The following is a 22,663-nucleotide window of genomic DNA, read 5'->3' as shown; positions in this document are numbered from 1 at the left end:
GGTTGATAGGCCGGATCTGGAAGGCGGGTAACCGCTGGAGGTGACCGGTACTAATAGGCCGAGGGCTTGTCCTCAGTTGCTCGCGTCCACTGTGTTGGTTCTGAAACCACGAACAACCCCATGCCCAGGGCCACTGGGTGTGGTGCGGTAGTGACAGTTTCATAGTGTTTCGGTGGTCATAGCGTGAGGGAAACGCCCGGTTACATTCCGAACCCGGAAGCTAAGCCTCACAGCGCCGATGGTACTGCAGGGGGGACCCTGTGGGAGAGTAGGACGCCGCCGAACTCATTTTAGGGAAAACCCCCGTACCGGGAAATCGGTACGGGGGTTTTCTGCGTTCGGGATCATTTTTTTGGGCCTCTCGATTCGAGAGGCCCCCTTTTTTGTGCCGGTTTACAGCCGTCCCGCTGCCTTGAGTGCCAGATACGCATCCGCGAGGGCAGGCGCCAGGTTGTCCGGAACCGCGTCGACGACGGTTACTCCGTGCCGCTGAAGTTGTTCGGCCGTGCGATGGCGTTCCGTCTGGGCCTGGGCCGCGGCTGCCGCCTCGTACACCGCCTCGGCGCTTCCCCGAGCCGTAGCCATGTGCGCGATGTGCGGGTCGGCCACTGAAGCCACGAGCACTGTGTGGCGGTGGGTGAGACCGGAGAGTACGGGGAGCAGGCCCTCTTCGATGGGGGCCGCGTCGAGGCTGGTCAGCAACACGATCAGGGAGCGGCGAGGGGCCGTACGCAGGGCCGTGGCAGTGAGGCCGCGGGCGTCCGTTTCGACGAGCTCCGGCTCCAGGGTCGCCATCGCGTTGACCAGGGAAGGGAGGACGTCGCCGGCTGAGCGGCCCTGGACCAGGGCGCGTACCCGGCGGTCGTAGGCGAGGAGGTCCACGCGGTCACCGGCCCGGGAGGCCAGGGCGGCCAGGAGGAGTGCCGCGTCCATGGAGGCGTCGAGGCGCGGGGCGTCGCCCACGCGGCCGGCCGAGGTTCGGCCCGTGTCGAGGACCAGAAGGATGTGGCGGTCGCGCTCGGGACGCCAGGTACGCACGGCGACCGTGGTCTGGCGGGCCGTGGCGCGCCAGTCGATGGAGCGGGTGTCGTCGCCGGGGACGTACTCGCGCAGGCTGTCGAATTCCGTGCCCTCGCCGCGGGTCAGGACGCTGGTGCGGCCGTCGAGTTCGCGTAGGCGGGCCAGTTTGGAGGGGAGGTGCTTGCGGCTGGTGAAGGGTGGCAGGACTCGTACGGTCCAGGACACCTTGTGGCTGCCCTGGCGGGAGAAGAGACCGAGGGGGCCGTACGAGCGGATGGTGACGCGGTCCGCCTTTCTGTCGCCGCGCCGGGTGGGGCGTAGGCGGGTGGTGAGGCGTCGACGCTCGCCGGCGGGGACCGTCAGGCGGTGGCGGGAGGCGGCCACCTCGGTGCCCGGTTCCCAGCTGCTGGGTGGCCAGGCGTCACGGAGGCGGGCGCGCAGGAGGCGGCCGGAGGGGTTGGTGACGGTCAGGGTGACATCGGCGGTTTCGCCGAGGCGTACGGAGGTGTCGCCGGAGCGGGCCAGGCCGAGACGGCGTACGGGTGCGGCCAGGGCGGCGTCGCAGGCGCAGGCCAGGGCCAGGGGAGCGTTCACGGCGAGGATGCCCGCCCAACTTGGCTCCCAGATGCCGACGGGGAGTGTGCCGAGGGCCGCCAGCAGGGCGGCGCGTCCGGTGAGCGCCATCAGCGGGGGACGGGGACGTGGGCGAGGATCGCGTTGATGACCGAGTCGGCCGTCACGCCTTCCATTTCGGCCTCGGGGCGGAGCTGGATGCGGTGGCGGAGGGTGGGCAGAGCCAGGGCCTTCACGTCGTCGGGGATGACGTAGTCGCGGCCGGTCAGCCAGGCCCAGGCGCGGGCGGTGGCGAGGAGGGCGGTCGCGCCGCGCGGGGAGACGCCGAGGGTGAGGGACGGCGATTCGCGGGTGGCGCGGCAGATGTCGACGACGTAGCCCGTGATTTCGGGGGAGACCGATGTCTTGGCCACGGCGGCGCGGGCGGCTTCCAGGTCGGCCGGGCCTGCTACGGGGCGTACACCGGCGGCGCGCAGGTCGCGCGGGTTGAAGCCCTCGGCGTGGCGGGTGAGGACGTCGATCTCGTCCTGACGGGACGGCAGAGGGATCGTCAGTTTCAGCAGGAAGCGGTCCAGTTGGGCTTCGGGCAGAGGATACGTTCCCTCGTACTCGACCGGGTTCTGGGTCGCGGCGACCAGGAAGGGCTCCGGGAGCGGGCGGGGGGTGCCGTCGACCGTGACTTGGCGCTCCTCCATCGCTTCGAGGAGGGACGACTGGGTCTTGGGCGGGGTGCGGTTGATCTCGTCGGCCAGCAGGAGGTTCGTGAAGACCGGGCCGGGCTGGAACGAGAACGCGGCGGTGCGGGCGTCGTAGACGAGAGATCCGGTGATGTCGCTCGGCATCAGGTCGGGAGTGAACTGGACGCGCTTGGTGTCGAGTTCGAGCGCGGATGCGAGCGCGCGGACGAGCAACGTTTTGGCGACTCCGGGGACTCCTTCTAGTAGAACGTGTCCGCGGCAGAGGAGGGCGACGACGAGGCCGGTCACGGCGGGGTCCTGGCCGACCACGGCTTTGGCGATCTCGGCGCGCAGGGCTTCCAGGGAGGAGCGGGCGGCGCCCGGATCCCCGGCGTACCCGGCGTTGTCAGTGGTCGGGGCCATCATGAACGGCGTACCTCTCTTTCGAGGGCGTCGAGTTGGTCGGCGAGGGAGATGAGGGCCGCGTCGTCGCTGGGCGGCGGGCCGAAGAGGAGGGTGTGCAGGGCCTGTCCGTCGCCGTTGAGGCGGGCGGACAGGGCGGGGAGCAGTGCCTCGGGCGCATGCGCCTGGGCGGGGGAGACGCCGATGAGGGGGGCGAGTCGGGTGCGGGTGGTGGAGCGCAGAGCGGCGGCCGCGCGGTCGCGCGCGTTGGCCTTGCGGTAGAGGCGGGCGCGGCCTTCGACGGTTTCGGAGGCGCGGATGGCGACGGGGAGGCGTTCGGGTACGAGGGGGCCGAGTCGGCGTGCCCGCCAGAGGGCGGCCAGGCCTGCCGCGATGAAGAGTTGAAGGGTGCCCCAGAGCCAGCCCGAGGGGAGCAGATCGAGGAAGGTCTTTTTGCCCGCGTCGGTGGCCGAGGTGTCTGAGAGGGAGGGGAGGTACCAGACCAAGTGGGAGCGGGAACCGAGCAGTTGGAGGGCGAGCGAGGCGTTGCCCTGCTTGTCGAGACGGTTGTTGTAGAGGATGTCGGGGGCGCCGATGACGACGGTGTCGCCGTTCCCGGTGGCCGCCGGGATGCGCAGCAGGGTGGGCAGGCCGTCGCTGGGGTAGCAGACGTCGGCGCCGACGTCGTTGGTGCTGTAGCGGATGCCGCCGGTGTCGGCGCTGCCCGCGCGGCGGGCGGCTGGCAGGTCGCAGCCGGGGGAGAGCGTCGAGTCGAAGCTGATCGTGGGATCGGCGGTGACTCCTGGGGCGAGGGTGCCGAGGGAGGGCGAGTCGGGGGCGATCAGGATCGTGCGGCCGCCGGAGTTCTTGGTCGCCGCGCGGAGGCCGGCCTGCTGATGGTCGGTCAGCAGGTCCGGGGCGGCGACGAGGAGGGTGGTGTCGGCGCCGGCCGCGGCGCGGGCCTCGTCCAGGGTGGTGACCACACGCGTGGAGACCCCGCGGTCGCCGAGGAGTTCGGCGGTGGCGCGGCTGCCGTAGGGATCGGCGGAGCGTGGATCGAGGCGGCCGTGCTGGGCGCCGGAGCGGATCACGGCGATCGCGACGGCGGCCGCCAGCAGGATCACGACGGCGAGGACGATGCCTCGGGTGCGGGTCCACACCTGGCGGGCGGTGGGCGACGCCGAGGTGGACCTGAGGGTGGCCTCGGTCATGAGGCGGCCCCCTGGCGGCTGTTGTGGTCCGTGCTCTGGGCGCTGCTGGTGAGTACGGGTTTGGTGCGCTCGAGGTCGCGGTCGAGTTCGGTGAGGCGGTGGTATGTGTCGGAGCCCGCGGACCGGCCGCCGTATGTGACCTCGTCGAAGTCCCGGGCGGCGGCGCGCAGTCGGTCCGTGTGGGAGGGCAGTGTGCGGGCCGCTTCGGCGGCGGCCTCGTCCGCGGTGCGGCCGGGGCGTGGGTCGAGCAGGGCGCGCTCCTCGAGGGAGCGCACGACGGCGCGCATGCGTTCCTGGACGGCTTGGTTCCAGTGGCCCTGGGCGGCGTGTGCTTCGGCGGCCGCGCGGTGTTCGGCGGCGCTGCGGGGGCGATCGTCGAAGAGTGCGGCGGAGGAGGTGGGGGTGCGGTGCGGGGTGCCGAGGCGCCACCAGAGGGCGGCCACGACCGCCAGCACCGCCACCACGATGACGACAAGTCCGAGTGTGCCGCCGGGAGTCGCCGTGGAGGCGGCGCTGAACAGTTTGTCGACCCAGTCCCAGAAGGTGTTCAGAGCGCGTTGCACCGGGCTGGGGTCGTTCTCGTGGTACATCCGTTTGGACAGTTCGCGCTTGGCCGCCTCCCGTGCGGGGTCGCGCGGGATCGTCACCGGTGGTTCGTCGTCGCGCGGTAGCGCGAGTACGGCCGTGGCGCCGGTGTGCGGCAGTGCCAGTACCGCTGTGAGAACTCCCCCCGCCGGACTCACCGCATCAGCTCCCCGGAGTGGTGCCGGGGGTGCTGGAGCCGTAGTTCTGGACACCGGCGGCACGGGCCAGGTCGAGGTCGAGGGCCTCGCGGCGGATGCGCTGGTCGATGTAGAGGAGCACGGTGACGCCCGCGGAGATCGGGAAGGTGATCATGGAGCCGATCACCGAACCGATACCGCTGACGATGAGGAACGTCCAGCCGGGGCTGCCGCCGCTGCTCAGGAAACCGGCGACGCCGTCGCCGCTCAGGGCGGAGGCGATGAGGGCGAAGGGGATCACGACGATCGACGCCACGATGTTGGCGATGATCGTGGCGAGCAGTTGGATGCCGAAGACTCGCCACCAAGAGCCGCGGACGAGCTTCGCGGAGCGGCTCATCGACTTCAGGACGCCCTGCTTCTCCAGCATCAGGGCGGGCGAGGCGAGCGAGAAGCGGATCATCAGCCAGAGGGCGACGACGCCCGCGCCGAGCCCGCCGAGGACCGCGAGCGCGGCGCCCGCGCTGCTCGAGCCGGCGACGGCGATGAGCAGGCCGGGAAGAGTGCCGACGGTGATGATCGCGACGGCGATGAGCGGAAGCAGGAAGGTCAGGGCGAACAGCCTCGGCAACCGGGGTCTGGCGTCGCGCCAGGCCTCGGCGGTGGTCACCGGCTTGCCGAGTACCGCGCGGCTGGTCACGGAGGTGAGCAGGGCCGTGGCGACGATGGTGCCGAGCAGGCTGATGAGCACGACGACGCCGGAGCTCAGCAGAGTGTCGCCCAGGGCGCGGCTCAGCTCGCCGGCGGTGGCGCTCGGGTCGTTGAGGACGTCCGTGCTCGCGCTGTCGTCCAGGACCAGGCCCTGGAGCAGGATGACCGCGATCTGTGTGACGACGGCGACGGTGAGCGAGATGCCCAGGACGGTACGCCAGTAGGTCCGCATCGTGGAGACCGCGCCGTCGAGGATCTCGCCGACGCCGAGCGGGCGCAGGGGGATCACGCCGGGCTTGGCGGCGGGCGGCGGACCGCCCCAGTTGCCGCCCCAGCCACCGGGACCTCCTGGGCCTCCGTAGCCACGGCCGGGGCCTCCCCAGCCGCCGTAGCCTCCGCCCTGGCCTCCGTGGCCGCCCGCGCCCGGGGGCTGCTGACCGCCCCAGCCGGGGCCGGGGGGCGGTGGCGGCGGGGCCTGTCCGGGGCCCTGTGGGCTGGGAGCGGACCACTGGCCGGGCGGGGGCTGCTCCTTGGACCACTTCGAGGGCGGCTCCGGCTGGTTCGTGCCACCTTGGTCCACGGGCTGCTCCGGGGGCTCGGCGGTGCCGGAGTTGTCCGGCTCCTGCCCGTCGGAGGGGGCAGATCCGGGCGAGGCCCAGCCCGGAGTGTCTTTCATCGTCGCTCCTTCACGGTGCCCGTCCGCGGTCGCGGGGGCAGGTTGGCAGCCATCGTGCCACGGTGTGCCCGGCATGGGACCGGCCCCCGTATGGGGTGGACACCTTCAATTGTCCGCCTGCTACGGGGCAGACTGGGCGGATGGCTGATCAGTACGCGCAATTCCGCGAGGGCGACGGGCCACTGGAGATACCGGCGATCCGCTGGGACGAGCCGCCCGAAGGGCCGGTGCTGGTCGTTCTCGATCAGACACGGTTGCCGGCCGAGGAAGTTGAGCTGGTGTGCACGGACGCTCCCGCGCTGGTGGAGGCGATCCGCACGCTGGCCGTGCGAGGGGCGCCGTTGCTGGGTATCGCCGGGGCGTACGGAGTCGCGCTCGCCGCCGCGCGCGGCTTCGACGTGGACGATGCCGCCCAGGCGCTGGCGGGCGCCCGGCCCACCGCGGTGAACCTGGCTGTCGGTGTGCGCCGGGCGCAGACGGCGTACCGTGCCGCGCTCTCCGGCACCGGTGATCAGCGGCAGGCTGCCGAGGCGGCGCTCGAAGCGGCGCGGGCTCTGCACCGGGAGGATGCTGCGGCCAGTGCACGGATGGCCGAGCATGGGTTGGCGCTGCTCGACGAGCTGCTGCCGGGTGGCGGGCACCGGATTCTGACCCATTGCAACACCGGGGCGTTGGTGTCCGGTGGGGAGGGTACGGCCTTCGCGGTGGCCCTCGCGGCGCATCGGGCGGGGCAGCTGCGGAGGCTGTGGGTGGACGAAACGCGTCCGTTGCTGCAAGGTGCTCGCCTGACGGCTTACGAGGCGGCGCGCAACGGAATGGCGTACACCTTGCTCACGGACAACGCGGCGGGATCACTGTTCGCGGCGGGGGAGGTGGACGCGGTGCTCATCGGGGCCGATCGGATCGCTGCCGACGGTTCGGTGGCGAACAAGGTGGGGAGCTATCCGCTCGCGGTGCTGGCCCGGTATCACCATGTGCCGTTCATCGTGGTGGCGCCGGTGACGACGGTGGACCCGGACACCCCGGACGGAGCATCCATCGAGATCGAGCAGCGCCCCGGTCATGAAGTGACCGAGGTCACAGCACCCCAGGTGCCTGTGGTGGGAGTGGAAGCGGGAGGCGGGATACCGGTGGCACCCCTGGGGACCCAGGCGTACAACCCGGCATTCGATGTGACGCCCCCCGAGTTGGTGACGGCGATCGTGACCGAAGAGGGCGCTGTGTCGCCCGTGACAGCTGAGGCACTCGCTGAGCTGTGTGGCAGGTCACGCCAGGTAACGATTTAGTTAATGGGATGATGTCGTTTATGAAGGGACGAGTCCTTGTCGTCGATGACGACACCGCACTGGCCGAGATGCTCGGCATTGTGTTGCGTGGTGAAGGTTTTGAGCCGTCTTTCGTAGCCGACGGCGACAAGGCGCTGGCCGCTTTCCGTGAGACCAAGCCCGATCTGGTGCTCCTGGACCTGATGCTTCCCGGCCGGGACGGTATCGAGGTGTGCCGCCTGATCAGGGCGGAGTCAGGGGTGCCGATCGTGATGCTCACCGCGAAGAGCGACACCGTCGATGTCGTGGTCGGCCTCGAGTCGGGCGCCGACGACTACATCGTGAAGCCGTTCAAGCCAAAGGAGTTGGTGGCGCGGATCAGGGCGCGGCTGCGTCGTTCCGAGGAACCGGCGCCCGAGCAACTGGCCATCGGCGATCTTGTGATCGATGTGGCCGGTCACTCTGTGAAGCGGGACGGGCAGTCGATCGCCCTCACGCCGCTGGAGTTCGACCTGCTGGTGGCACTGGCCCGCAAGCCGTGGCAGGTGTTCACGCGGGAGGTGCTCCTCGAACAGGTGTGGGGCTACCGACACGCGGCGGACACCCGCCTTGTCAACGTCCATGTCCAGCGGCTGCGCTCCAAGGTCGAGAAAGACCCTGAGCGGCCGGAGATCGTGGTGACCGTCCGTGGTGTCGGTTACAAGGCCGGACCGAGCTGACATGTCCCGGGACAGTGCCGCTTCGGCGCCCGGTGAGTCGGGGGACCGTTCGGGGCGGCCTGTCGGCCGGAAGGTGACGGGCTCCCGGTGGGGACGCTTCTTGGAGGGCGGGCTGCTGCAGGGCGGAGTCCAGGGCAGCCCGGTCCTTCGGTTGTTCATGCGCTGGGTGCGCCGTCCGTTGCTGCCCGTGATGAGGCTGTGGCGGCGCAACATCCAGCTCAAGATCGTCGTCACGACGCTGCTGATGTCGCTGGGTGTTGTGCTGCTGCTCGGCTTCGTGGTCATCGGGCAGGTGCGCAACGGTCTGCTGGACGCCAAGGTGAAGGCCTCCCAGAGTCAGGCCACGGGTGGTTTCTCGGTGGCCAAGCAGAAGGCGGACGCGGCCGTGACGGCCAACGGCGACGACGGTTCGAGTCCGGACGGCCGCCCGTCCAAGAACGTCAGCCGCTGGATGAGCGAACTCGTCGTCTCCCTTTCCAGTGGCGGCCAGGGCGCCTTCGACGTGGTGACGCTCAGCTCCACCACGGCCGGCAACGGTGGCGCCGGGCTCGGGCCGCGTTCCTCGGGCGGCGTCGATCCGACACTGAGCATCCCGGAGAACCTGCGCGCCCGCGTCGACAGCAACACGATGGCGGCCCAGAGCTACACCAGGGTCGTCTACAAGGACGACACGGAGTCGCAGGCCGCGCTGGTCATCGGCAAGCAGATCCTGGACCCCAACGGAGACTCGTACCAGCTCTACTACCTCTTCCCGCTGACGCAGGAGGAGAAGTCGCTGAGCCTGGTCAAGGGGACGCTCGCGACGGCCGGACTGTTCGTCGTGGTGCTCCTGGGAGCCATCGCCTGGCTGGTGGTGCGCCAGGTCGTCACTCCGGTGCGGATGGCGGCCGGGATCGCCGAGCGGCTTTCCGCCGGGCGCCTGCAGGAACGGATGAAGGTCACCGGCGAGGACGACATCGCGCGGCTCGGTGAGGCCTTCAACAAGATGGCGCAGAACCTTCAGCTGAAGATCCAGCAGCTGGAGGACCTGTCGCGGATGCAGCGCCGGTTCGTGTCCGACGTGTCGCACGAGCTGCGTACGCCGCTCACGACCGTCCGGATGGCGGCCGACGTCATCCACGACGCGCGCGTGGACTTCGATCCGGTGACCGCTCGGTCGGCCGAGCTGCTCGCCGATCAGCTGGACCGGTTCGAGACGCTGCTCGCGGACCTGCTGGAGATCAGCCGGTTCGACGCGGGCGCGGCGGCGCTGGAGGCCGAGGCGATAGACCTCCGGGAAGTCGTACGACGTGTCGTCAGCGGGGCCGAGCCGCTCACCGAGCGCAAGGGCTCGCAGATACGCGTGGTCGGCGACCAGCAGCCGGTGGTCGCCGAGGCGGATGCCCGGCGGGTGGAGCGGGTGCTGCGCAACCTCGTCGTCAATGCCGTGGAGCACGGCGACGGCAAGGAAGTGGTGGTCAAGCTCGCCGCGGCGGGCGGGGCGGTCGCCATCGCGGTGCGTGACTACGGCGTAGGCCTCAAACCCGGCGAGGCGACCCGGGTCTTCAGCCGCTTCTGGCGTGCCGACCCGGCACGCGCGCGTACCACCGGCGGCACGGGGCTCGGGTTGTCCATCGCTCTGGAGGACGCCCGGCTGCACGGCGGCTGGCTGCAGGCGTGGGGTGAGCCGGGCGGCGGTTCGCAGTTCCGGCTGACGCTGCCGCGGACCGCGGACGAGCCGCTGCGAGGGTCTCCGATACCCCTGGAGCCCATGGACTCGCGGCGCAATCGTGGACTTAATGACGCGGGACTGCCCTCCGGCGGCGGCGACAAGCTCGCCACGGTGCCGATGCAGGCCGCGGGCGGGAAGGCGGCACCGCCGATGCAGCGGACGTCCGTGGTGCCGCGACTGGCCGGGGCGTCGCCCACGGCCGATCCGACGGCGCTGCCGGGCAACGGCGCGCGTGTGGTGCCGAGGCCCTCCGGGGCCGTGCGCCGGCCGGACGACATGCCTGCCGTAGGTGGGGAGCGGACCGTGCAGGAGCGTGGCCGGGGCGGCGGCGGGCCTGAAGAACTCGGACAAGGAGAGCCCGAGGAACTCGGGCAAGGGGAGGCTTTTCGTGGGCGCTGACCGCGAGGGGAGCGGCCGTCTGCGTCCTGCGCGTGTGGGGGTGTACATCGGCTGCGGCGCACTGCTGCTGACCGGGTGTGCCTCGATGCCGGACAGTGGGGATCTGCGCGGGGTCGAGTCGACGCCGAGGCAGGACTCGCAGGTCCGCGTCTTCGCGCTGCCGCCGCGCGAGAACGCTCCGCCTGCGGAGATAGTGCAGGGCTTCCTGGAGGCACTGACCAGTGACGACGCGCAGTACGAGACGGCGCGCAAGTATCTGACGGCGAGCGCCCGCAAGGCGTGGGATCCGTACCGCTCCACGACCGTCCTCGCGGACGGCCCCAACCCCGAGTCGGAGCGCTCGGGCACCAGGGAGGGCGACTACTCGTACACGCTCTCCGGCAGCAAGGTCGCCACGGTGGACGAACAGCACGCGTACGCGCCGGACGCCGGTTCGTACCGGACGACGGTGCACCTCACGCTGCAGAAGGACACCAAGCAGTGGCGTATCGACGCGCTGCCGCAGGGCGTGGTGATGGGCAACTCCGACTTCCAGCGCAACTACGTGTCCGTCAACAAGTACTACTTCGCCTCCAATGTGCACTCCGGGTCGGGCGGACTGCTGGGGACCGTCGCCGATCCCGTCTATGTGCGGGACAAGGTGGACCCGATGACGGAGATGGTCCGATCACTCCTGAAGGGGCCCACACGCTGGCTGGATCCGGTGGTGACGTCGAGCTTCCCCTCCGACACGGAGTTGAAGAAGGGCGTCACGTCGTTGTCGCCCGACGACCGCAACAGGGTGACGGTCCCGCTGAACAAGAAGGCCGACCGGGTCGGAGAGACCCAGTGCGACAAGATGGCCACCCAGCTCCTCTTCACGCTCCAGGATCTGACGCCCACGGGCGTCGACGAGGTGGAGCTGCAGCGGTCGAACGGTTCGCAGTTGTGCGTGGTCACCAAGAGCCGGGCACAGACCATCGCTTCGCACGGCACGGCCAAGCACCCCGAGTACGAGTACTTCATCGACGGCAAACAGCGGCTCGTACGGCTGCCCAGCGCCAACAGTGACAAGCAGCCCGAGCCGGTGCCCGGTGCGCTGGGAGTGGGCGACAAGAAGCTGCGGTCGGCCGCGGTGTCGCGGAGCGAGGACAGCGCGGCCGGTGTGTCGGCCGACGGGAGTTCGCTGTACGTCGGATCGCTGGTGTCGGGCGCCTCGCTGGGGGACGCGGTGCTGCACAGCCAGGGGGCGACGGCGGACGACCGGCTGACGACGCCCAGTTGGGACGGACAGGGCGACCTGTGGGTGGCCGACCGCGATCCGAAGAACCCACGGCTGCTCCTGCTGGAGAAGGGCGCGGGTACTCCGCTGGCGGTCACCGCGCCGGGCATCGACGGCCGTGTCCAGGCGGTGCGGGTGGCCGCCGACGGGGTGCGGATCGCGCTGATCGTGCAGAAGGACGGCAAGAGCTCACTGCAGATCGGGCGCATCCAGCGCGACACCAAGACCGGCGGACGGCCCCTCATCTCGATCCTGGAGCTGCGCTCCGTGGCGCCGCAGCTGGAAGAGGTCACCGCCATGTCGTGGGCCGGGGACAGCCGGCTCGTCGTCGTCGGGCGCGAGTCCGGTGGGGTGCAGCAGATGCGCTACGTCCAGGTCGACGGCTCCACTGCGGTGGGTGCCGCGCCCTCCGCGCTGACGGGGGTGAAGGAGGTCGCCGCGTCCGAGGACGAACGACTGCCGCTGGTGGCGCACTCGGAGGAGGACGGGATCGTGCGGCTGTCGTCCGGGGAGCAGTGGCAGAAGATCGTCAAGGACGGCACGGCACCGGTCTATCCCGGGTAGGGACCTTCTTCCTCCCGGGTAGGGATCTCGCCGGGCCTCCCTCTTCGGGCAGGCCCGGCTGCCGTACGGGGTGGACCTGACCGTCGTACGAGGTGGACCTGGCCGCCATTGCGCGGTGGGTCCCCCGGACGGGTGACGGCCGTGGAGTTGTCCACAGGCGGTTGTCCACAGGGGTGGCCGGTCGGCCCGCGCGTTGGCACAGTGGTGGGCATGCGGGGGTGGTGGCAGGACCTCACCGATCTGGTGCTGCCGGCCGAGTGCGGAGGCTGCGGAAGGCCTCGCACGGTGCTCTGCCCGGAGTGCCGTGCCGCCCTGAGCGGGGCCGTACCGCGCCGGGTGCGACCGGATCCGGAGCCGCCCGGGCTGCCGGTGGTGCACGCGGCGGCCCCATACGAGGACGAGGTGCGCGCGACGCTCCTCGCTCACAAGGAACGGGGGGCGCTGACACTTGCGACACCTTTGGGAACGGCCCTGGCGGGGGCTGTACGGGCAGGGCTGGGGCGTCTGTGCCTCCCCGTCCCGGAGAGGCTGCCCACTGCCTCGGACGGGTGCCTGAGGGGCGGCAACGGGCAACTGCGGCCCAGGGGTGGTCACGGGCGCGCCCCGCTTTCCGGTACAGGGCCTCTGCTGCTTGTTCCCCTGCCGTCCTCGCGGCAGGCGGTGCGGGCGCGGGGTCATGACCCGGCGCGGCGGATCGCACTCGCGGCGGCGGGGGAGCTGCGGCGCACGGGAACACCGGCCCGGGTGCTGGCCGTGCTGCGGCAGCGGCGCGCCGTGGCCGACCAGTCGGGGCTCAACTCGCGGCAGCGACTGGACAATCTCGCGGGCGCCCTGGAGGTGGCCGCCGGAGGTGTCCGGCTGTTGGCGAGTGGGGGCCCGGTCGTACTCGTGGACGACCTGATGACGACGGGCGCCTCGATGACGGAGGCGGCCCGTGCCGTACGGGCGGCGGTGGCGCGCATCGATCCGTACCTGGACGTCGATGCATGCGTCGCGGAAGCGGGGGAAGCAACGGGAGAACGGATGACCGAGGCAACGACAGCGGATACCGATCGGACACAAGCAGCCCGGGGAATGGCGGGTATGAGCGGAGTCGGCGACATGATCTGCGCGGCCGTGGTCGCGGCCCCGCCGGACTCTTTCGAAATAAACCGGAACTGACCGGGAACTTCCATCGTTGCAGGTAATGACCAGGTCAATTCACCTGAACGGAGGTACGCCGCAGTAGAGGGTGACGACATCCGTCCAGGCGAGATATGTTCGGTTGTGAGGCAATGGCGCAGGCCGTACCTCGCCCATCCGAATGTTGTGCTGCGGGTTTCTGAATCACCCGTAGCGATGGGGTGTAGATCTTGCCCATGGGGGAGGAGGAGGTGAAAGTCACCAAGTCCGAGGTTCCGGCACTCACCGGGGCCTGGTGCAAAAGGGAGACGCTCCGCCAGTGCAGCGGAGCAATCCGGGAACGGAGTTCTGCGTGGACATCGTCGTCAAGGGCCGCAAGACCGAGGTGCCCGAGCGGTTCCGCAAGCACGTGGCCGAGAAGCTGAAGCTGGAGAAGATCCAGAAGCTCGATGGCAAGGTGATCAGCCTCGACGTGGAGGTGTCCAAGGAGCCCAACCCCCGGCAGGCCGACCGTTGCGACCGAGTGGAGATCACGCTCCACTCCCGCGGTCCGGTGATCCGGGCGGAGGCGGCGGCAAGTGACCCGTACGCGGCACTCGACCTGGCGGCGGACAAGCTCGAAGCCCGCCTGCGCAAGCAGCACGACAAGCGCTACACCCGCCGCGGCAACGGCCGGCTCTCGGCCGCCGAGGTCGCCGACCACGTCCCCGGCGCCGCGACGCTCAACGGGAACGGGACCGTCGTCCACGAGGACGACACGGACAGCGTGCCGACGAAGAAGATCGGCTCCCTCGAGGTCATGGGCGAAGGCCCCCTCATCGTTCGCGAGAAGACCCACGTGGCCGCCCCGATGACGCTCGACCAGGCGCTCTACGAGATGGAGCTGGTCGGGCACGACTTCTATCTCTTCGTCGACTCCGAGACGAAGGAACCCAGTGTCGTCTACCGGCGGCACGCGTACGACTACGGCGTCATCCACCTCAGCACGGACCCCATGGTCACCCAGGCCGGACCGGACGCGCCGGGCGGTGCGCTCGGCGGCTGACCCGCCCCGATGACGGCTGAGCCGGTGCCCCTGGAGCGCGCGTGCGCCCCCAGGGGCACCGGTGTGCGACCACTTCGCGACCCGCTCTGTCACCGCACTGTCGTCCGGGCATGGAATCATGGCCGAACCGGCCCCAACCGGTGGGTCGTTGCCTCGGATTGGCGATGGCACAGGAACGCAGGCCACGGCCTTCAGGGGGAGGAACGATGGCGGACAGCTTCGGACCGATGCGTGATGGGGATGCCGACGGCGGCGTCGTCGGCATGGGCCCGGACGCGGGCTCTCCACGCAAGGAGCCCATTCGGGTCCTCGTCGTGGACGACCATGCCCTCTTCCGCCGCGGTCTGGAGATCGTGCTCGCGGCCGAGGAGGACATCCAGGTCGTCGGCGAGGCGGGTGACGGGGCGGAGGCGGTCGACAAGGCGGCAGACCTGCTCCCCGACATCGTGCTGATGGACGTACGCATGCCGAAGCGGGGCGGCATCGAGGCGTGCACCTCCATCAAGGAGGTGGCTCCGAGCGCGAAGATCATCATGCTGACGATCAGCGACGAGGAAGCCGATCTCTACGACGCGATCAAGGCGGGCGCGACCGGTTATCTCCTCAAGGAGATCTCCACGGACGAGGTGGCCACGGCCATTCGTGCGGTGGCGGACGGGCAGTCGCAGATCAGCCCGTCGATGGCGTCGAAACTTCTCACCGAGTTCAAGTCGATGATTCAGCGGACGGACGAGCGTCGGCTCGTGCCCGCGCCGCGGCTCACGGATCGCGAGCTGGAGGTTCTCAAGCTCGTCGCGACCGGGATGAACAACCGGGATATCGCCAAGGAGTTGTTCATCTCCGAGAACACCGTGAAGAACCATGTGCGCAACATCCTGGAGAAGCTGCAACTGCACTCCAGGATGGAGGCGGTGGTCTACGCGATGCGGGAGAAGATCCTCGAGATCCGCTGAGTCGGCGCCAGGCAGGTCGGGCCGGTCACTCCGGCCGGCCAGGTCAGGCCAGTGCGCGGGTGAGTTCCTTCGCGAGGGGCTCGCGGAGGTCCGGGGCGTCCACCCGTTCCACGCGTACGTTTGTGCAGTCCACCCAGCTCGCTGCCTCCAGCAGGGCCTGGGCCACGGCAGGGACCGCCTTGGCGCCGTCCAGCGTGACCTGTTTGGCGACCAGGGTGCGGCCCTCGCGGGCGGGGTCCACGCGGCCGACGAGCCGGCCCCCGGCGAGGACCGGCATCGCGAAGTAGCCGTACACCCGCTTCGGCTTGGGCGTGTACGCCTCCAGTCGGTGGGTGAAGCCGAAGATCCGCTCCGTGCGGGCCCGCTCCCAGATGAGTGAGTCGAACGGGGACAGCAGCGTCGTACGGTGGCGGCCGCGCGGCGGTGTCTCCAGGGCCGCCGGGTCCGCCCACGCGGGCTTGCCCCAGCCCTCCACCGTCACCGGGACCAGGCCCGAGTCCGCGATCACCGCGTCGACCTGTTCGCCCTTGAGACGGTGATAGTCGGCGATGTCCGCGCGCGTGCCGACGCCCAGGGACTGGCCGGCCAGGCCGACCAGGCGGCGCAGGCACTCCGTGTCGTCCAGCTCGTCATGGAGCAGGGGCTCGGGGACGGCGCGCTCGGCGAGGTCGTACACCCGCTTCCAGCCGCGGCGCTCCGTGCACACCACCTCGCCGTACATCAGCGCGCGCTCTACGGCCACCTTGGTGCCCGACCAGTCCCACCACTCGCTGGTCTTCTTCGCGCCGCCCAACTCCGTGGCCGTGAGGGAGCCTTCGGTGCGGAGCTGCTTGATGACCTGGTCGTAGGTGCCGTCCGGCAGGTCGTGGTTCCAGTGCGGGCGGGAGCGGTAGGCGCGGCGGCGGAAGGCGAAGTGGGGCCATTCCTCTACCGGGAGGATGCAGGCGGCGTGGGACCAGTACTCGAAGGCGTGGGTGTCGGTCCAGTAGGCCTGGTCCACGGCTTTGCGGCCTACCGCGCCCAGGCGGGCGTACGGGATGAGTTCGTGGGAGCGGGCCAGGACGGAGATCGTGTCGAGCTGGACCGCGCCGAGGTGTCGCAGGATTCCGCGGACGCCGGCCTTGCGGTCGGGGGCGCCCAGGAAGCCCTGGGCCCGTAGGGCGATGCGGCGGGCTTCTTCGGCGGAGAGGTCGGTGGTGGGACGCGGGAGGCTCGTCATGTTCCACACGGTAGGCGGTGCCACTGACAGTGGACTCGCCCCCGCCGCCCCTACCCGCCCCAGCCCCCGCCAGGGGCTCCGCCCCTGCACCCCGCCGGCGGGGATGCGCCCACGGAACCCCACTGGGGGATGCGCCCCGGCACCCCACAGGGACTGTGCCTCTGGACTCCCGAGGGCTGTCGCCCTCGCATCCAGCCGGGACTGCCCTCTCAGATCACCGCAAGGCTTCGCCCACCCCGGCGGGGCTGTGGCCCTGGACCCTCCTGGGGCTGTCGTCTCGGACCCGCTTCGGGCTGATGAGGTCTGGACTTGGCCTTGGACGGTGGGTGGGGTGGGGGGTGCTTTACGGGGTGGGGGGAGGGGACGGCAAGTACGGGGCCGTTGATGGCAGGCCCAGGTCTGAGGGGAGTAGGGAGCCGATCCAGCAGTCGCGGCGTACGCCTTTGTTGTTGAGGGCGGAGCGGAGGGTGCCTTCCAGGGTGAAGCCGGCGCGTTCGGCGACCGCGCGGGAGCCCTTGTTGCCGACCTCGGCGCGCCATTCCAGACGGTCGACGGCGAGGCTCGTGAAGGCCCAGCGGGCGGCGGTGAGGGTGGCCTCGGTGATGTAGCCGTAGCCGCGGTGCTCCTTGGCCGCCCAGAAGCCGACCTCGCCGACGCCCAGGGAACGCATGCTGATGGAGAGCATGCCCACCAAGTCCCCCGACAGGAGGAAGGCACCGAAGGTGAACATGGAGCCGTCCGCCCAGCCGTCCGGCACCATCTGGTCCGTGAAGCCCGTCGCATGCTCGCGGAGATAGGGCGAGGGGATCGTGGTCCAGCGCTGGATATCGGGGTCCTGGACGGCTTCGTACACCGCGTCGGTGTCGTGCGAGTCCACGGCGCGCAGGAGCAGCCGGTCGGTGTTGAGCGTGACGGGGTCCATCGGCCGATTCTGCTAGGGCCGCCGAAAGGGCGCCATTCCTTTGCGGCGAGTGACGGTTCGGTTACTTTTCGCAGCGCGGGCACGGCACCTTCCGCAACCCCTGTCCGTTGTCCTAGTGGCTGTCACTGGCAGACCTCCCGGCGCGGTGGGGTCCTCGCTTACGATGGCCGTTGCTCAAGCTGTGATTTGAATCTGACATTGAACCCGACCGTCCCAGGCCCGACCGGCAAGGAGACAAACCCCCGTGTCCGTCCTCTCGAAGATCATGCGTGCAGGCGAAGGCAAGATCCTGCGCAAGCTGCACCGCATCGCGGACCAGGTCAACTCCATCGAAGAGGACTTCGTCGACCTCTCCGACGCCGAGCTGCGCGCCCTCACTGATGAGTACAAGCAGCGGTATGCGGATGGGGAGAGCCTGGACGACCTGCTCCCCGAGGCCTTCGCCACCGTGCGTGAGGCCGCCAAGCGCGTCCTCGGTCAGCGTCACTACGACGTGCAGATGATGGGTGGCGCCGCGCTCCACCTCGGCTACGTCGCGGAGATGAAGACCGGCGAGGGCAAGACCCTCGTCGGCACGCTGCCCGCGTATCTGAACGCCCTCTCCGGAGACGGCGTCCACCTGATCACGGTCAACGACTACCTGGCCGAGCGCGACTCCGAGATGATGGGTCGCGTCCACAAGTTCCTGGGTCTGAGCGTCGGCTGCATCCTCGCCAACATGACGCCGGCCCAGCGCCGCGAGCAGTACGCGTGCGACATCACGTACGGCACGAACAACGAGTTCGGCTTCGACTACCTTCGCGACAACATGGCCTGGTCGCAGGACGAACTCGTCCAGCGGGGCCACAACTTCGCGATCGTCGACGAGGTCGACTCCATCCTCGTCGACGAGGCCCGTACGCCGCTCATCATCTCCGGCCCGGCCGACCAGGCCACCAAGTGGTACGGCGACTTCGCCAAGCTGGTCACCCGGCTGAAGAAGGGCGAGGCCGGCAACCCCCTCAAGGGCCTCGAGGAGACCGGGGACTACGAGGTCGACGAGAAGAAGCGCACCGTCGCCATCCACGAGCCCGGCGTCTCCAAGGTCGAGGACTGGCTGGGCATCGACAACCTGTACGAGTCGGTGAACACGCCGCTGGTGGGCTACCTGAACAACGCCATCAAGGCCAAGGAGCTCTTCAAGAAGGACAAGGACTACGTCGTCATCGACGGCGAAGTCATGATCGTCGACGAGCACACCGGCCGTATCCTCGCCGGCCGCCGCTACAACGAGGGCATGCACCAGGCGATCGAGGCGAAGGAAGAGGTGGACATCAAGGACGAGAACCAGACGCTCGCCACGATCACCCTGCAGAACTTCTTCCGCCTCTACGGCAAGCTCTCCGGCATGACCGGTACGGCGATGACCGAGGCCGCCGAGTTCCACCAGATCTACAAGCTCGGCGTCGTCCCGATCCCGACCAACAAGCCGATGGTCCGCAAGGACCAGTCGGACCTGATCTACCGCACCGAGGTCGCCAAGTTCGACGCGGTGGTCGACGACATCGCCGAGAAGCACGAGAAGGGCCAGCCGATCCTCGTCGGTACGACGTCGGTCGAGAAGTCCGAGTACCTTTCGCAGCAGCTCTCGAAGCGGGGCATCCAGCACGAGGTGCTGAACGCGAAGCAGCACGACCGTGAGGCCCCGATCATCGCCCAGGCCGGCCGCCGGGGCGCCGTGACCGTCGCCACGAACATGGCCGGTCGAGGCACGGACATCAAGCTCGGCGGCAACCCGGACGACCTCGCCGAGGCGGAGCTGCGTCAGCGTGGCCTCGACCCCGAGGAGCACATCGAGGAGTGGGCCGCAGCCCTCCCCGCCGCCCTGGAGAAGGCCGAGCAGGCCGTCAAGGCGGAGTTCGAAGAGGTCAAGGAGCTCGGCGGCCTCTACGTGCTGGGCACCGAGCGCCACGAGTCGCGTCGTATCGACAACCAGCTGCGCGGTCGTTCCGGCCGTCAGGGCGACCCGGGCGAGTCCCGCTTCTACCTGTCGCTCGGTGACGACCTGATGCGGCTGTTCAAGGCCCAGATGGTCGAGCGCGTGATGTCGATGGCCAACGTGCCGGACGACGTGCCGATCGAGAACAAGATGGTCACGCGCGCGATCGCCTCCGCCCAGTCGCAGGTCGAGCAGCAGAACTTCGAGACGCGCAAGAACGTCCTGAAGTACGACGAGGTGCTCAACCGGCAGCGCGAGGTCATCTACGGCGAGCGCCGCCGCGTCCTGGAGGGCGAGGACCTCCAGGAGCAGATCCAGCACTTCACGGACGACACGATCGACGCCTACATCGCGGCCGAGACCGCCGAGGGCTTCGCCGAGGAGTGGGACCTGGACCGGCTGTGGGGCGCCTTCAAGCAGCTCTACCCGGTGAAGGTCACCGTCGACGAGCTGGAGGAGGCGGCCGGTGACCGTGCCGGTCTGACCGCCGAGTTCATCTCCGAGTCCATCAAGGACGACGTCCACGAGCAGTACGCGGCCCGTGAGGAGCAGCTCGGCTCCGAGATCATGCGGGAGCTGGAGCGGCGGGTCGTCCTGTCGGTCCTCGACCGCAAGTGGCGCGAGCACCTCTACGAGATGGACTACCTCCAGGAGGGCATCGGCCTGCGCGCCATGGCGCAGAAGGACCCGCTGGTCGAGTACCAGCGCGAGGGCTTCGACATGTTCTCCGCCATGATGGACGGCATCAAGGAGGAGTCCGTCGGCTATCTGTTCAACCTGGAGGTCCAGGTCGAGCAGCAGGTCGAGGAGGTCCCGGTCGAGGACGCCGCGCCGTCGCTGGAGAAGAAGCAGGACGTCGTGCCCGCGGGTGCGCGTCCCGAGATCCGCGCCAAGGGGCTCGACGCCCCGCAGCGTTCCGACCGGCTGCACTTCTCCGCGCCGACCGTGGACGGTGAGGGCGGCATCGTCGAGGGCGACTTCGCCAGCGACGACGACGAGCCCGTGCGTTCCGAGGCGGACGGCCTCACGCGCGCGGAGCGCCGCAAGCAGCAGAAGAGCAACGGGCGGCGCCGCAAGAAGTGACCGATCGGCTCGCGAGAGCTGACGAGAGCTGAGTGGTGGTGAAGGGCCGGGCACCTGCGGGTGTCCGGCCCTTTGCGTTGCTCAGTGCGGGTTCAGGGGCCCGCGGGACTTGCCAGCGGGGCGTTCAGGGCCCCAGGAGCTGCTCAGTCGTCGTCCGGGCGGGGCATGCGGGGGCCGCCCAGTTCCACCGCCGTGCAGCGCCAGCGGAGGTCGGGGCCCTGTTCCAGGCGGAAGGCCATCGCGCGGAGCCGGTCGCCCGCGCCGATGCGGGCGAAGGCCTCGATCGCGCCGGGCCGTGGCACGTAGTAGCCGATGTCGCGGACGACCGGGTGGGTGCCGCGGGTGCGCAGGGGGCCGCGTTCGGCGAGCCAGGCCAGCTCGTCGTAGGCCCGGCCCGCGGTGTGGCGCAGCATGCAGTGGACGGGGCGTTGGCCGCTGAGCACGGCGAGGAGGCGGTCGGCGAAGAGGTCGGTGGGGCGGGGCTGCGGCGGCGAGGACGGCGGTGAGGACGGCGGCGACGGCAGTGGGTGGTCGACCGGTGGCGGCAGGAGGAGGGTGCGGGATGCGGCCTGCGCCGGGGGCGCCTGCGGTGGGCTGTCTCCCGGGGCCGGGCGGGGTGCGCCCGCGCCCGGGGTGCGCGGTGGTGTGGTGCCGGGGCGGCGGGTGTCGTGGCGGCCGGGTGGGCGGGTGCCCGGGCGGCGCTTCGTCCTGGTCATCACCTTGTTCATGCGTCGTCCCCGTTCATGCGTCGTCCCCGTTCGCCGCGACCGGTTGATACCGGGCGGTAACTTCGTGTTGGGGATCTTCTACGAGGCGGGAGCGGGTCTCCGCAAGGACGCCCGGCGCGCGCCGCGGCGGCCGGAAGGTTCACCTATCAGAGTGAGAGGGAGGGGCGGGAGGCCTGACGGGGCAGGGCTGCACCGGGTGAATCGCGGGCCGGGGGTGGACGCCGTACGGGGAAGGTACCGGGACCCGAAAGGGGACGCCCGCACGTATCCTGAAGGCCTTCCCGGGAGGCGCGGGACCGCCCTTCCGGGAGCCCTCCGACCCGGGAACCCTCCCGACTACGAAAGCGGCCAGCCATGCGCGTCTACGTCCCCCTGACCCTCTCCGGTCTCGCCGAGGCGTACAAGACGGGGGAGCTGGCGGCGGGACCGGTCGTCGCGTACGCCGTCACGCCCGCCTTGCGCGAGTGGTACCTCTCCGACGACATCGAGGAGCTCGAGTACGCGGCGCTGAACCGGGCCGCGCTGGCCTCGCTGCGGCTGCTCGCGGGGGAGTCGGGCGCGGTGCGGCGGCGGGTGGTCGTCGCGGTCGACGTACCCGACCGGGCCGCGGTCGCCGATCCCGACCGGGGGCTCGATCCGGTGGCGCTCGGTGAGGTGCGGGTGTCGGGTCCGGTGGCCCTGTCCAAGGCGGCCGCGGTGCACGTGGACGCCGATGACGCCGGGGAGGATGTCTCGGCCGCCGTGGACGCGCTCGGGGCGGCCGATCACGGGGACGACGACGCGCAGTTCATCGTGGACGGGGCCGAGGACCACGAGTTGTTGTGGTTCGCGACGCAGGAGATCCCCAACCTGGTCGGGCTGGAGGACTGAGCCTGCGCCGAGGGGCGTTGTCAGTGCGGGCGGGTAGTTTCTTGGTATGGGGAAGCAGGGCGCAGCAGCGCACATCGTGTGGGACTGGAACGGGACGCTGTTCCACGACAACGCCGCGATCATCGGGGCGACGAACGCCGCGTTCGCCGAGTTGGGGTTGGAGCCGCTCACGCTGGAGCGATACCGGGAGTTGTACTGCGTGCCGGTGCCGAAGTTCTACGAGCGGTTGATGGGGCGGCTGCCGACCGATGCCGAATGGGTGGTCATGGACGAGACCTTCCATCGGTACTACGCGGAGCACCGCATCACGTGCGAGCTCACCGAGGGGGCGACGACGTTGCTCGCGGACTGGCGGTCGGCGGGGCGCAGCCAGTCGCTGTTGAGCATGTATGTGCATGAGGAACTGGTGCCGCTGGTCAGGGGGTTCGGGATCGAGCCGCACTTCGTGCGGGTGGAGGGGCGGGTCGGGCCGTCCGGCGGCAGCAAGGCCGAGCACATGGTGCGGCACATAGGTTCGCTCGCGGGCGTGGACCCGGAGCGCACGGTGGTGATCGGGGACGCCGCCGACGACGCGGTGGCCGCCCTGCACGTGGGGGCGCGGGCCGTGCTCTACACCGGCGGTTCGCACAGCCGCGCCAGCCTCGAAGGGGTCGGCGTGCCCGTGGTGGACAGCCTGGAGGAGGCGGTCGAGGAGGCCGAGCGACTGATGGCGGCGTAGGCCTGTTGTTCGAGCTCGCTGCCCGGGGTGTGCGGTGCCCCTCGCCGGCGGGGCAGCCGCGTACCCGGCGCAGATCTCGCCGGCGGGGCAGCCGCGTACCCGGCGCAGACCTCG

At 70.1% G+C, this 22,663-nt stretch carries 18 protein-coding genes and 1 rRNA gene; 11 read left to right on the top strand and 8 right to left on the bottom strand.

The window, feature by feature from the left end; genetic code table 11:
* Positions 1-168 precede the first annotated feature (168 nt).
* Positions 169-285, top strand: a 5S ribosomal RNA gene (gene rrf, locus ACFZDJ_RS07625).
* Between the two features lie 108 nt (positions 286-393).
* Here rrf and ACFZDJ_RS07620 read toward each other — a convergent pair.
* From ACFZDJ_RS07620 to ACFZDJ_RS07600, 5 genes are read right to left on the bottom strand one after another with little or no spacing between them, the layout of a single operon-like run.
* Complete coding sequence (locus tag ACFZDJ_RS07620; RefSeq protein WP_391056774.1) at positions 394-1,704, bottom strand: DUF58 domain-containing protein; 1,311 nt, start codon at positions 1,702-1,704, stop codon at positions 394-396.
* Complete coding sequence (locus ACFZDJ_RS07615; protein WP_384911216.1) at positions 1,704-2,693, bottom strand: AAA family ATPase; 990 nt, start codon at positions 2,691-2,693, stop codon at positions 1,704-1,706. Before ACFZDJ_RS07615 ends, ACFZDJ_RS07620 begins: the two co-directional genes overlap by 1 nt.
* The gene (locus ACFZDJ_RS07610; protein ID WP_391056771.1) at positions 2,693-3,883 is read right to left on the bottom strand and encodes a DUF4350 domain-containing protein; all 1,191 of its coding nucleotides are present in this window, start codon (positions 3,881-3,883) and stop codon (positions 2,693-2,695) included. Before ACFZDJ_RS07610 ends, ACFZDJ_RS07615 begins: the two co-directional genes overlap by 1 nt.
* The gene (locus ACFZDJ_RS07605; protein ID WP_391056768.1) at positions 3,880-4,626 is read right to left on the bottom strand and encodes a DUF4129 domain-containing protein; all 747 of its coding nucleotides are present in this window, start codon (positions 4,624-4,626) and stop codon (positions 3,880-3,882) included. Before ACFZDJ_RS07605 ends, ACFZDJ_RS07610 begins: the two co-directional genes overlap by 4 nt.
* A 4-nt stretch (positions 4,627-4,630) precedes the next feature.
* The gene (locus ACFZDJ_RS07600) at positions 4,631-5,992 is read right to left on the bottom strand and encodes a glycerophosphoryl diester phosphodiesterase membrane domain-containing protein (RefSeq protein ID WP_391056766.1); all 1,362 of its coding nucleotides are present in this window, start codon (positions 5,990-5,992) and stop codon (positions 4,631-4,633) included.
* A 140-nt stretch (positions 5,993-6,132) separates the two neighbouring features.
* On the opposite strand from ACFZDJ_RS07600, the gene mtnA reads away from it, so the two are divergent.
* The 7 genes from mtnA to ACFZDJ_RS07565 all read left to right on the top strand — a co-directional run bounded on the left by mtnA (position 6,133) and on the right by ACFZDJ_RS07565 (position 15,031).
* Positions 6,133-7,278, top strand: coding sequence for an S-methyl-5-thioribose-1-phosphate isomerase (gene mtnA / locus ACFZDJ_RS07595; RefSeq protein WP_391056763.1), 1,146 nt, complete (start codon positions 6,133-6,135; stop codon positions 7,276-7,278).
* Between the two features lie 8 nt (positions 7,279-7,286).
* Positions 7,287-7,976 carry a two-component system response regulator MtrA gene (mtrA, locus tag ACFZDJ_RS07590; protein WP_015659998.1) on the top strand — a complete coding sequence of 230 codons (690 nt, stop codon included), beginning with the start codon at positions 7,287-7,289 and terminating at the stop codon, positions 7,974-7,976.
* A 1-nt stretch (position 7,977) separates the two neighbouring features.
* Positions 7,978-10,086, top strand: coding sequence for an MtrAB system histidine kinase MtrB (gene mtrB / locus ACFZDJ_RS07585; protein WP_391056760.1), 2,109 nt, complete (start codon positions 7,978-7,980; stop codon positions 10,084-10,086).
* Complete coding sequence (locus ACFZDJ_RS07580; RefSeq protein WP_391056758.1) at positions 10,076-11,911, top strand: LpqB family beta-propeller domain-containing protein; 1,836 nt, start codon at positions 10,076-10,078, stop codon at positions 11,909-11,911. The genes mtrB and ACFZDJ_RS07580 overlap by 11 nt, the downstream gene beginning before the upstream one ends.
* Before the next feature lie 210 nt (positions 11,912-12,121).
* Complete coding sequence (locus tag ACFZDJ_RS07575; protein WP_390926732.1) at positions 12,122-13,072, top strand: ComF family protein; 951 nt, start codon at positions 12,122-12,124, stop codon at positions 13,070-13,072.
* Positions 13,073-13,385: 313 nt separating this feature from the next.
* Positions 13,386-14,078, top strand: a complete 693-nt coding sequence (hpf, locus tag ACFZDJ_RS07570; RefSeq protein ID WP_373306561.1) for a ribosome hibernation-promoting factor, HPF/YfiA family — start codon at positions 13,386-13,388, stop codon at positions 14,076-14,078.
* A gap of 206 nt (positions 14,079-14,284) precedes the next feature.
* Positions 14,285-15,031 (top strand): response regulator transcription factor, encoded by a 747-nt coding sequence (locus ACFZDJ_RS07565; protein ID WP_067380003.1) that lies wholly within the window; start codon positions 14,285-14,287, stop codon positions 15,029-15,031.
* A 43-nt stretch (positions 15,032-15,074) separates the two neighbouring features.
* On the opposite strand, the gene ACFZDJ_RS07560 is transcribed toward ACFZDJ_RS07565, so the two are convergent.
* Both ACFZDJ_RS07560 and ACFZDJ_RS07555 read right to left on the bottom strand, forming a co-directional pair.
* The gene (locus ACFZDJ_RS07560) at positions 15,075-16,250 is read right to left on the bottom strand and encodes a DNA glycosylase AlkZ-like family protein (RefSeq protein ID WP_391056756.1); all 1,176 of its coding nucleotides are present in this window, start codon (positions 16,248-16,250) and stop codon (positions 15,075-15,077) included.
* Between the two features lie 343 nt (positions 16,251-16,593).
* Positions 16,594-17,172 carry a GNAT family N-acetyltransferase gene (locus ACFZDJ_RS07555; RefSeq protein ID WP_384910761.1) on the bottom strand — a complete coding sequence of 193 codons (579 nt, stop codon included), beginning with the start codon at positions 17,170-17,172 and terminating at the stop codon, positions 16,594-16,596.
* Between the two features lie 244 nt (positions 17,173-17,416).
* On the opposite strand from ACFZDJ_RS07555, the gene secA reads away from it, so the two are divergent.
* Positions 17,417-20,233, top strand: coding sequence for a preprotein translocase subunit SecA (gene secA / locus ACFZDJ_RS07550; RefSeq protein WP_168508986.1), 2,817 nt, complete (start codon positions 17,417-17,419; stop codon positions 20,231-20,233).
* 143 nt (positions 20,234-20,376) lie between these two features.
* Here secA and ACFZDJ_RS07545 read toward each other — a convergent pair whose 3' ends face one another.
* Complete coding sequence (locus tag ACFZDJ_RS07545) at positions 20,377-20,961, bottom strand: Rv3235 family protein (RefSeq protein ID WP_391056754.1); 585 nt, start codon at positions 20,959-20,961, stop codon at positions 20,377-20,379.
* Between the two features lie 354 nt (positions 20,962-21,315).
* Between ACFZDJ_RS07545 and ACFZDJ_RS07540 the strand changes: the two genes are divergently transcribed.
* Both ACFZDJ_RS07540 and ACFZDJ_RS07535 read left to right on the top strand, forming a co-directional pair.
* Positions 21,316-21,831 (top strand): DUF6912 family protein, encoded by a 516-nt coding sequence (locus ACFZDJ_RS07540; protein WP_060897407.1) that lies wholly within the window; start codon positions 21,316-21,318, stop codon positions 21,829-21,831.
* A 46-nt stretch (positions 21,832-21,877) separates the two neighbouring features.
* Positions 21,878-22,549: an HAD family hydrolase gene (locus ACFZDJ_RS07535; RefSeq protein WP_168508984.1), complete on the top strand. Its 672-nt coding sequence runs from the start codon at positions 21,878-21,880 to the stop codon at positions 22,547-22,549.
* Positions 22,550-22,663: the final 114 nt, after the last annotated feature.

Source organism: Streptomyces sp. NPDC007896 (genome assembly GCF_042959425.1).
In the GTDB taxonomy this organism is placed as follows: domain Bacteria; phylum Actinomycetota; class Actinomycetes; order Streptomycetales; family Streptomycetaceae; genus Streptomyces.
The sequence above is the reverse complement of the archived record's forward strand: the minus strand, read 5'-3'. Positions and strand labels throughout refer to the sequence as shown.